The sequence below is a fragment of the Novipirellula sp. genome (assembly GCF_041583735.1).
In the GTDB taxonomy this organism is placed as follows: Bacteria; Planctomycetota; Planctomycetia; order Pirellulales; family Pirellulaceae; genus Novipirellula.
Map to the genome: position 1 here is coordinate 1 of NZ_JBFHFD010000539.1, position 5985 is coordinate 5985.

The window sequence follows — 5985 nt, forward strand, 5'->3', positions numbered from 1 at the left end:
GACGGGATGCAGGGATACGGGATTGTATGTCTCGGTCGACATGCCACTCGATTTGGGGCGGGAACCACGGACTCGTATCACCGCCCGCCGACGTTTGCCGTCCCAATAAAAACGTGCCCAGTCCGCTTGCGATCCACGCTGGGTTCCGGAATCGATACCGGCACGGGATCCCTGCCAACTGGGCACGCTTGTTAGATGCGATCGGCATACCGAAGCCGGTCGCAAGTCAAAAATTCAGTTACAATTACTTGTTCTGTTTCATGGTTTGATTCGAATCCGCGATCAGAATCACACGATCGCCAACTTTGACGGGCACACCGGTAACGGTCACCTTGCTGCCTTCGTTTAGATTCTTGGCATTCGCGGGATCCCCCATATCGACGGTCAGTTTTCTGCCGTCCTCGGTGTCCAATTTCACCACTAAATGTTCATTTCCTTTTACGGTCGCCTTGCGAGTGGACTGAACGGTTCCACTAAAACGGCGGCCGGTTCGCTGAATCTCGCGTTGTTTGCCTTGTTGCTCGATCGTGGTGGCAACCAACACATCTTTGTCGCCTCGCTTTACAAGCGGGCCGTAAGCGGTGAACGCGTCCCCATCGAACAACTGTAGCGATGTGCCACCGTCACCGAAGTCGACCCACATCGATTTGCCCTCGTCGGTCTTTGCTTTGACCAAAAAACTCAACGCACCAAGCCGCTTGATCATCTTCGTTTCTTCGACCGTCCCCGATAGCTTGTACGCTTTGCCGCTCAGTCCTTTTTGCGTGGTCTGGGCAACCTTGCTTCGATGTACCGCGTTCTGACCCGCGATCTGACTAAAGTCGTAGGTGTCATACATACCGTCACCATCATCGTCGCGGTAGGTTGCATAGCTGTCATGCAGATAGTCACCATCGGTATCGTGGTATCGCGACATCGTTTCGTAATTACCGTCGCGGTCGTTGTCTTGATAGGTGGCGTAACCGTCATCGAAATCGTCGCCGTAGAACTCTTCGGCCGACACCGTCTCGTCGTCGTTATCGCTGTCCGAACTGGTTTGTTTGTCGTAAAAATCAAAACGCTCGTCATCCCACCGCCCAATCGCTTCGTCGGTCGGATTGTAGTCGTTGCCATCGAACCACTCGCTGACGTCATACCACGCGTCATCCTCATAGCGTGATCCCGCGTCGCCCGCTTCGCGATCGGTTTGTCCAGAGGCATTTTGTGCGGGGGCGGACGAGATCATCAGCATCGGCAGCAAGCAGGCGGCTAGTTTGCGGACGGTCATTGTCTTGAACTCCAGTGAAAAGGGTAGCGTTTGCATAGTGCATGAATAGTGGGTTCTGCTCCACTTGAGAAACGGGTCGCAAAATGAAGAAGAGTCGCGAAGTCGATAGCTGGCAAATGATGTGCCGAACGGGGATCCCAAGCCGTGTCGCAGTCCAGCTCTCGAATCGCAGCCGGGGGTCTGTTCAATGACCGACCAGGGTGTTCAAAACGGCCTCCTGTTTCGCATTCGCATTACACACAGTCGCGGCTCGCCCCCTTTTGCCGAGACGGTTTTATTTCTCTCGTCATGCCACCGAGATGCCGGCAGAGCATCCCCTTCGATGGCGACGATTACCCCTGCCATCGCTTAAGTAAGTCGGCAGCATATTCTCGGCAAGCGATCCACCTCGCTTGCTGCCGATGCCGTTTTCACGGCATAAAACGGTATTTTTCTCGCAAACGGGTTAGCGGTCGGCATGATCGTTGCAATTTATTTTGAGCATCGGAAGTCCCGAAGTGATCTTCGCGATCACGTCCCCTTTACCTTCTTCATAGGAGAAACATTGATGAGTAAGAAACGAATGTTATTGGCGAGTTTGATCGTAGCGAGTTATTGTGCGATGCCAGTCGCCAATGCCGACGAACACGCGTCTCGATTCTACGAAGACGACGCCTGGTATGATGTCAGCGAATGGTTTGACGGCAATGACTACAACCCAACCGACGAAGCGATCGGACGGTGGGATAACGAGACGTTCGAATATGCCGACAACCGATCCAGCACGGATCAAGACAATGATGACATCAACGACCGGGAAACACACTACGGCGATTACGGATACGCCAGCGACACGAATCGATCCAACACGTCAACTGAATCCAACGCGTCGTCGGACGATCGTTGGTTTTACGACTACTATGACGATGGCTCGAGCCAACGGTCGAACGAAAATGGAATGACTTGGTTTTCGCTCTACCAAGATACGAACGACGACGGAGTCTACGATAGCTATACCCGTTATCGTGACACCGACAATGACGGTATCTACGACGCGTTCACCTTCTACAGTTTCGACTCCACCGGAGACCAAGACCAGAAGGCAAAATCAGAAGCCCAGAATAAACAGAAGGAACTGAGTTCCAAGACCGAGCAAGTCTCAGGTACGATTGAACGCATGAAGACGGTGAACGTTCGAGGCCGTGATCATATGGTTGCACACGTCAAAGGCAACGATGGCAAAGCAACCGTGGTCGATCTCGGGGTCAAACAAGATTCCCATTCGTTGTCTCAAGGTGACAAATTGACCGCCAGCGGACACCGCATGAAGGTTGGTGACAAGTCGATTCTGATTGCCACCAAGGCGAAAACGAAGTCATCGGACTTGACGATTGATCGCAATGGTCGCAAATACACCGGCAAGGTGACCAGCACTCGCGAGGTCACCGTGCAAGGTCAAAAACATCTGTTGGCAAAAGTCAAAACCGACAACGGCAAATCGATGATGGTCGATCTCGGTCCCAAGGACCAATTATCGAAATCGCCTAGCCAAGGCGACCAAGTGACGGTCCAAGGCGTCCCTGTGAAAGTGAACGCTCGAATCGTTTTGATGGCCCGCACCTTGGGTGAAGGCGAAAATCAAAGCGAAATTAAGCGGAAGCAAGCAAAATCGAAAAGCTAGTTCCGCATCAACCATCGAAGCTGTTTTCGAGCTCGCGAAGATGCCCCATCGTTTCGATGGGGCATTTTTCATTGCCCTATTCGAGGCATGAATTCAAATCGATAGCGACCACAACTTTTATCACTTCCGCAGGGCCATTCGCTACCGCGATTGCAAGAAACACCTCGATCAATATGGCATTTCGATGGCAGTTGCGTTAGTATTTTGCTATCAGATTTTGAGTACCGGTTCTTTTACGTTTGAGCGAGTCGATTATGTTTTCCGAAACCGATGGCAGTAGGAAGACGATTGGCGACGTCGACGTTCTCTTCCACGACGGGTTGTACCATCTGTTTCATCTGGTGCTGCCCAATCACGATTTCATCGCCCACGCGGTCAGCACCGACGCAATTAATTGGCGACGTGTCAGCAACGCACTGTTCATTGGTGACCCCGGCAGCTGGGACGATTTGATGCTATGGACAATGCATGTGTCGCCTGATCCGCACCAACCGGGGCGATGGCGGATGTTCTACACCGGATTGTCACGGCGTGATCAGGGCCGCTACCAACGTTTGGGAATGGCCATCAGCGATGATCTGTACCACTGGAAAAAGTCGCCAGTCCATTGGCAGGACCATCGTGGCCCCAAGGACCCCTCGCGAGTCAAAGAAGCGGTGCGGCGGAGCCGGCGGGATGTTGCCGATTGCCTGCATGCCGAGTTTGATTCGGAAAGCTGTTTACCACTTGAACCGGACTCGAGATACTACGAATCCTCGTTAAGCGAAGGACGACACTGGGTTAGTTTTCGTGATCCGTTCTATTACCACGATGGTGAACACGGTTGGTTGTTAGCCGCGGGACGGGTCAAGGAGGGACCGATTGTCCGCCGTGGTTGTGTGGCGTTGATGAAGGAGGTTGCCCCGCATCATTTCGAAGCCCAACCGGCACTGCACCACCCACGTCTTTACGATGACGTCGAAGTGCCGAATTTGATCTATTTTGACGATGACTACTATCTGATCGGCAGCATCCGCGAAGACGCCAAAATCCGCTATTGGCATACAAAAAAGATAGGCGATCCGTGGCAAAGTTATCACGACAACGTTCTGTTGGCCCAAGGCAATTACGCCGGACGGGTGTGCCGTGATGACCACGGTTGGCTGCTTTGGAATTTCTATTCGATGAACTTGACGGACCGGACGGCCGAAAACTTGATGCCGCCGCCGAAGCGTTTGGTAAGAAGCAATTCGGGGTTGCTGCGAGCGGTGACGTTCGAGGGTATTGATGACTACCTTCGCGAGAGTATTGATTGCCGCTGTATCCACAGCTTGATCGAAGATGTCGGTCCGCAAATTCAGGTGTGCCGAGTCGGCGGCGGTCATTTGGATCTTGCCTGTGAAAGCGGTTTCCAGGCATTTGTCTTCGACGGCACCCTGGACTGTTTTCGCTTTCAGGCCAAATTGGAAATGCAGGGGCTCGGTAAATGTGGAATCGTCTTCCGCTTGGATCCCGAAACACGTGACGGCTATTATCTGTCGCTCGACATTTTAAAGGGAGTGGCCCAACTTCGTGCCTGGGGTACCGGTGCCGATGGCAGCGGTGAACATATGATGACATTCCGATCGCTACAAACAGGGTTTTGGTATTCCAAATCACGCAGCGAGGCATCGATTCAACTGCTGGCGTTTGGTAGCTATTTGGAATTGTCGGTCGATGGCCGAGTCGTGCTGTCGCTGGCAGATCAAACGTTCGACACTGGCCAATTAGGCATCTATTTGGAGGCCGCTGAAGTTCGCGTTTCCGAAGTGGAGCTCGATCGTCTCGCCTCACCGAGACAGACCGATGACCATCTTGCCAGTGGCTGAGCGGTTCCGCTTAAAAAGTCACTTGGCTTTAATCGATCGACTGTTGCTCAATCTGCAAGCAAATCAACGCACGCTCTGCGCGTTTTTGACCCTATTTGGCATAAGTTTTTCCAGCGATGTAGCCTCGATAGTAAATTTCTTTTTTTGTTTCGGCGACCGCGTGATTGCACGCACGGACCAATGGATCTCGCCCGAGTCAAAACAATTTCAATGAAGTCACGCAAATTTCATCGGAGGCAATTTGTGTGCCATCAGCGCGAGCCGGATCAGAGCCATTCCAACCACATTCGGGTGGTCTAAAAATTGCAGTTTAATCAGGTGGCCCCACCCAACTTCTCTGCGCCAAAGGCTCGCTCATGATTTCGTCTCCAAGCTCCGCTCGTCGCCATCCCGCAACCCCTGCTGCTGTGGCCCCGACGAGCGGTCCGAATCTGAATCCTGCTGTGGCGGTTCATGCCGCACATCGACTGCAGGGTCGCCGTTTGGAAGCGGTGCTTCGGGAAACCGGACGTCGGCAACTGCAACAGGTAGGCGTCATCGTGGATGGCCGTGCGGTTACCCTCGAAGGTCGTGTTGACACCTATGTTTTGAAACAGATTGCTCAGGAATCGATCCGCCCACACCTGCGTGGCATGACCCTTCGCAATCACTTGGTCGTTGCGTCCGAATGATCCCCCTCTGCCTTTGCCCATGGCTTTTCGTCTGAAACAGCATGAATCGGTTTCTCGATCCGTACGACGGATTGCTCGCGAGCAAATCGAAAAGGCGATCACGGAAATCGACAATCCGCGTCTAACGCAGTCGAAAAAAGTTCACCAACTTCGCAAGCGATGTAAAAAGATGCGTGGGTTGGTGCGGTTGGTCCGCGATTCGATGACGGGTGACTTTCTCTACGCGAAAGAGAATTGCGAGTTTCGCGAAGTCGCAAAACCCTTCTCGCAGGTACGTGACAGCAAAACGCTTGTCGACACCTACGACCAGATCGTTACGCAGTTTGTCAAGCAAATTCGGGAAGATGCATTCCATTCAATTCGGCATCAATTGGCTCAACAGCGTCGACAACTGCTGCAACACGATATGGATGTCGAAAAGCAACTCGGCGAAGCCCGAGGCCAGTTCAACAAGGCACTCCAACGTGTTCGCCGATGGCGATTGGACGCTAAGGGATACGATGCCTGGAGTCTCGGGTTCGCGGAGACCTACTCTCGCGC

At 52.9% G+C, this 5985-nt stretch carries 5 protein-coding genes; 4 read left to right on the forward strand and 1 reads right to left on the reverse strand.

Going from position 1 to position 5985, the window contains the following annotated elements:
* Window positions 1-244 precede the first annotated feature (244 nt).
* Window positions 245-1303: a hypothetical protein gene (locus ABX962_RS27725; RefSeq protein WP_372724301.1), complete on the reverse strand. Its 1059-nt coding sequence runs from the start codon at window positions 1301-1303 to the stop codon at window positions 245-247.
* A gap of 511 nt (window positions 1304-1814) precedes the next feature.
* Here ABX962_RS27725 and ABX962_RS27730 point away from each other — a divergent pair.
* The 4 genes from ABX962_RS27730 to ABX962_RS27745 form a co-directional block, all read left to right on the forward strand.
* Entirely contained in the window at window positions 1815-2927 is a 1113-nt protein-coding gene (locus tag ABX962_RS27730) for a hypothetical protein (protein ID WP_372724302.1), read from the forward strand.
* 254 nt (window positions 2928-3181) lie between these two features.
* Window positions 3182-4774 carry a glycosyl hydrolase gene (locus tag ABX962_RS27735; RefSeq protein ID WP_372724304.1) on the forward strand — a complete coding sequence of 531 codons (1593 nt, stop codon included), beginning with the start codon at window positions 3182-3184 and terminating at the stop codon, window positions 4772-4774.
* Window positions 4775-5130: 356 nt separating this feature from the next.
* Complete coding sequence (locus ABX962_RS27740) at window positions 5131-5445, forward strand: hypothetical protein (RefSeq protein WP_372724306.1); 315 nt, start codon at window positions 5131-5133, stop codon at window positions 5443-5445.
* A 19-nt stretch (window positions 5446-5464) separates the two neighbouring features.
* A partial coding sequence (locus ABX962_RS27745) for a CHAD domain-containing protein (RefSeq protein WP_372724308.1) occupies window positions 5465-5985 on the forward strand: 521 nt, incomplete at its 3' end.